Source organism: Paraburkholderia sp. CNPSo 3274 (assembly GCF_024206475.1).
Taxonomy (GTDB): domain Bacteria; phylum Pseudomonadota; class Gammaproteobacteria; order Burkholderiales; family Burkholderiaceae; genus Paraburkholderia.
Genome location: NZ_JAMBPR010000174.1, coordinates 1 through 3946 on the forward strand (window position 1 = coordinate 1; position 3946 = coordinate 3946).

The window sequence follows — 3946 nt, forward strand, 5'->3', positions numbered from 1 at the left end:
CCCTTGATGTCGGCCTCGTACATCCCGGCAAACAACCGATCCATCTTCTCCAGTGCTTCATTCGCCATCACGCGGATCGAACGCAACGGATGCGACTTCGGAACGAAGTCGTCCAGCTTGCGCATGGAAAACAAACTCTCGGTGAATGTGTCGGCGCCGCGCATGATCTCCAGGGGGCAAGTGGGGGTCTTCCATCAACGCTTCAGGGGCCTTCCTCGATGACGTTACCGCCGGTATTTCAGCGGCCTGCTAGGCTTCGGTGCGTCCAGTGGCAGTTCGGTGCTGGTTTGGGGAACCGTCGGTCAACTCGCCGCAATTCTCGTGACGGGTTGGGCAGCGACAAAGATGAACCCCAAATTGCTCGCTATACCCGTCATGGCTCTGACAGCCATCGGCGTTTCCGCGTTTGGCTTTGTGACGCCAACGCTCGGTGCTTTGACAACTGTGATGATCGTTGCAACGTTCTTCAACCAGGCTGCCAATAGTTTGTTGATCATGGTCGTCATCGACAGCTTTCCGACTGTGATTAGGGCTGGCCGACTAGGCTTTGTAATGGGCGTAGGGCGGGGAGGTGCCGCACTAAGTCCAATCGTCGCCGGCGCACTGTTGACCTTGGGTCATCCTTTGTGGGTGGTGACGTCCGTACTAGCCACACCCGTTGTTATCAGTGGCTTGATTCTGTTCGCTCTTCATTCTAAGGCGCGCGCCAAGCTTATCCAGAGCATTGCATAGTAATACCGTGAATTCAGGAACGACCATGAAAAGTGGTACACGCTTCGTTTTCGCACGAGCCGTGCAGCGCCCTATGCGAGACTAGACTCGCATAGGGCAAGCTTGGGCGCGAAACGGTGATGAAGACGGACGGACTTTGCCATATCCGTCCGAAGTCAGCCCCCCGGCTACCTAAGCTACGAGAGACGAAATGCGCTTGGCCCTGCTACCCGATGACTCGGTCCGCACTACGCGACCCGACACGTAACGCGGTTGACAAGGTGACTTTTTGACGCGGCGTCCAGTTCGGCGCATGCTTGCTCGCGAATGCTGCCACTGCAACAGGGGCTTCGAAATCAAGACTCAGCCCCCTTTCATGCTCGCTTCACCCGCAGTTTTCCCGAGGACACAATGGGCCGCAACAAGTCACTGCCAGCAAAAGTTCGCTCTTTTCTTTTATGTCAAGTCTAATTAGGATATCGAATCGCGACGACGACATTCACGAGGCCGCGTTCTCGTTCCATTGCAAGCGTCGATTCCTTCGCCTTATCGGAGAACCAGGATTGATGCCGAAACTCGGCGGCTAGCGTGAAGCCCTCCGTAGAAGTTCCGGATCGGCCTGATCGATTCCCAAAACTGCTTGAGCTTCTTGAGGTCGTCTTTGACCTTCTTCTGCGCCGTCGCTGTGTTAGTTGACAGTTCTTGCGGTGCGTACACCTGATAGTACGTGCCCTAACTGGGCAGCCAGCCTCGTTGCCGCGATCTCCGATATTGCCGTGCGGCTTCACCTGCGCATGCGACAGCGGCGATACGGAAGAAGTGCGCCTGTCCGCCTCGCCGGGCTGCTTGCGTAGCAAACTCCACCTGGCCTGGAGCCCTGTCCCACCTTTGCGCCTTGACGTAATCTTCAGCCGGCGACCGCGCCGGATGTCGACGATATTCGGTACGTCGATCTTACCCTCTCAGCGCCTCGGCAAGATCGGCCAGGCGGTATGGCTTGTGCACGAACGCGAATCCGGCGCCCCCCCCGCCCGGTCTTCGCCCGTGTAGAAACGTGAGAAGTGCTGGCCGAGGATTTCGGCGTTGCTGTACCCCTTGATCCGCTCGGCACCCGAGTTCCAGCTCGTCACGATGCCTGTGCGTGAGAGCATGAAGATGGCGTAATCGGTGACACCCTGAACCCGAAGACGAAACTGTTCCTCCGTTTCGGACACCCCGTGCGACCGCTTTTCCATGTCGCCCATCCTGAATTCCCGTATCGGCTTTCCCAAATGCGATTCTACCCGTCCCGACCGGGCGGCCAAGGCGCGGTCAAGGCCAGCATCTGGCGCTTACGGGTGCCCAGCGCGACGCAGGTGGATGTTCGCATTGGAGCAACGCCCGCATTGAAGCAGCTGCATTTCGACGCTGTCAACTCGCCGGGCCGGGCAAAGGCGCCCCCGTATGTTCTTCGATTACGGAGATCAGATCGTCAAAACTGGCGGGCTTGCGGAAGAAGCGGTTCCAGAATGGCGGTGTATGGGTCGCCTCGGGCGAGGCTGACAGCATGACGATGGGCAATGCGCAGTGGTCCGGCAGGCTTCGCACGATCCGGCAGAACTCGACGCCATCGATTTCCGGCATCTCGTAGTCGGTGACGATGCACTGGATCGGGTTGCGACGCAGGATGTCGCCGACGGACGTCACCGGCAACGCTTACACGATGACTGCCTCCCTCCAGTGCCACCTGCAGCGACCACAGGTTCTCCACGTCGTCGTCGACCAGCAGAATATTTGCCACGAATCCGGCCAACAATCCCAGTTTGCAATCTATGCCCGGCTCCTCCACCGCCACCGCCGCCACCGGCGCCTTGCGCTCGCTTCCAGCGAAAGCAATGCGCGCGGTCAATGCAATGACGCGGATCTTGCCCGTTGTCTTATCGCCTCCTTGATGCTCCCAGAAATTTGCGTGCACAGGCACGCGCGCTTCACGCGTTAGTGCGCATGAAATTCCTCAGTGCCCTTGCGGTGCCGCTTCATCGGGCGGCACGTCGCGGGGCGACGGCTCTCCCGGCGTGTCTTCATCCGGAACATCCTCGTCCGGCTCCGAGCCAGGCACGTCGCTGCCAGCCGGCTTTTCGATTCGTGTCGACCCGCCGGTCGCGGGCGCGTCGCTCGCCGGAAAGCTATCTTCAATAGACTTGTCAATGTCTTGCTCGGCACGGTCGTTCGGTGCACGTTGCTCGACAGGTTGCGTTGCCATGGCTTGCTCCTCGCGGGTAGTAGGTGTGTGTAATTCCGCAATCGGTGTGCCGGGAACCGGGCACACGAGGGCCTGCGACGCGGTGTACGCATGCCTGAACCCAAGGCGCCGGACGGGGAACGGCGGCAGAACTGGCAGATACGCAAGAAAGAGACACCTGCGTTCAACGTCAACCGGTCATGCGGTTCCGGCCTTCAGGCAATCATCTCGGCTCACCAATTGATCACCTCCGGCAGTGCAGAAGTGGTAATCGCCGCCGGCGCCGAGTCGATGTCGCGCAGTCCGTACCTGACACTGAATGCGCGGTGGGGTCTCAGATGGGTGACACGCGACTACTCGATTACATGGTGGGCGTGCTGCAAGACACATTCGAGGAATTCCACATGGGAACCACTGCCGAATACGTCGCCGCCGAGTTCCACGTTTCACGGGACGACATGGACACACTGGCGGCTGAAAGCCACCGCCGGGCAGCAGCAGCCATAGAAAATGGCGTTTTCGATACTCAGATCGTGCGCGTCGAGTCCGCGCACGGCCGCCATAGGAAGAGGTTTTTCATCGACGAACACGTCAAGGCCACGACAACTTCGAAGCTCTCTCAACGATGAAGCCGGCATTCAAGAAGGATAGCGTCGTCACCCCGGAGAACCGGCGTGCTTCGCTATGACAAGTTCATCCGAAGCCAACCGCTTAGCACTTCACTTGATCTTGACGACGACCTTGCCCTTGGCGCGCCCCTGGGCCAGGTATTCAAGCGCTTCCTTTGCTTGTTCAAACGGAAACACCTTGTCAATCACCGGACGGATGCGTTCTGACTTAAGCAGTTCGCCAATTTCGGCGAGCTGGGCTCCATCGGGGCGCACGAAGAGAAATGAATAGGTTACATCCCGCTTCTTCGCAAGCCGCATGATCTTGCGGCTCATCAGCCCGAATACCAACCTCAGAATAAAGTTCAGCCCGCGGGCACGGGCGAACGCTGCGTCCAGTGGCCCG

Annotated in this window: 4 protein-coding genes and 4 pseudogenes; 2 read left to right on the top strand and 6 right to left on the bottom strand. The window is 59.0% G+C overall.

Going from position 1 to position 3946, the window contains the following annotated elements:
• Positions 1-164: pseudogene (locus tag M3I54_RS43650) on the bottom strand (IS5/IS1182 family transposase); the annotation flags it as partial.
• Between the two features lie 181 nt (positions 165-345).
• On the opposite strand from M3I54_RS43650, the gene M3I54_RS43655 reads away from it, so the two are divergent.
• Entirely contained in the window at positions 346-732 is a 387-nt protein-coding gene (locus tag M3I54_RS43655; RefSeq protein ID WP_375542325.1) for a hypothetical protein, read from the top strand.
• Between the two features lie 467 nt (positions 733-1199).
• Here the strand turns inward: M3I54_RS43655 and M3I54_RS43660 are convergent.
• The 4 genes and pseudogenes from M3I54_RS43660 to M3I54_RS43675 form a co-directional block, all read right to left on the bottom strand.
• A pseudogene (locus M3I54_RS43660) lies at positions 1200-1295 on the bottom strand (DUF72 domain-containing protein); the annotation flags it as partial.
• Between the two features lie 432 nt (positions 1296-1727).
• Positions 1728-1955, bottom strand: a pseudogene (locus M3I54_RS43665) (PAS domain S-box protein); the annotation flags it as partial.
• A 166-nt stretch (positions 1956-2121) separates the two neighbouring features.
• The gene (locus tag M3I54_RS43670) at positions 2122-2397 is read right to left on the bottom strand and encodes a response regulator (RefSeq protein ID WP_254346609.1); all 276 of its coding nucleotides are present in this window, start codon (positions 2395-2397) and stop codon (positions 2122-2124) included.
• A 307-nt stretch (positions 2398-2704) separates the two neighbouring features.
• The gene (locus tag M3I54_RS43675; protein WP_254346610.1) at positions 2705-2953 is read right to left on the bottom strand and encodes a hypothetical protein; all 249 of its coding nucleotides are present in this window, start codon (positions 2951-2953) and stop codon (positions 2705-2707) included.
• Positions 2954-3043: 90 nt separating this feature from the next.
• On the opposite strand from M3I54_RS43675, the pseudogene M3I54_RS43680 reads away from it, so the two are divergent.
• Positions 3044-3561, top strand: a pseudogene (locus M3I54_RS43680) (hypothetical protein).
• A gap of 90 nt (positions 3562-3651) precedes the next feature.
• On the opposite strand, the gene M3I54_RS43685 reads toward M3I54_RS43680, so the two are convergent.
• A partial coding sequence (locus M3I54_RS43685; protein WP_254346611.1) for a zinc-binding dehydrogenase occupies positions 3652-3946 on the bottom strand: 295 nt, incomplete at its 5' end.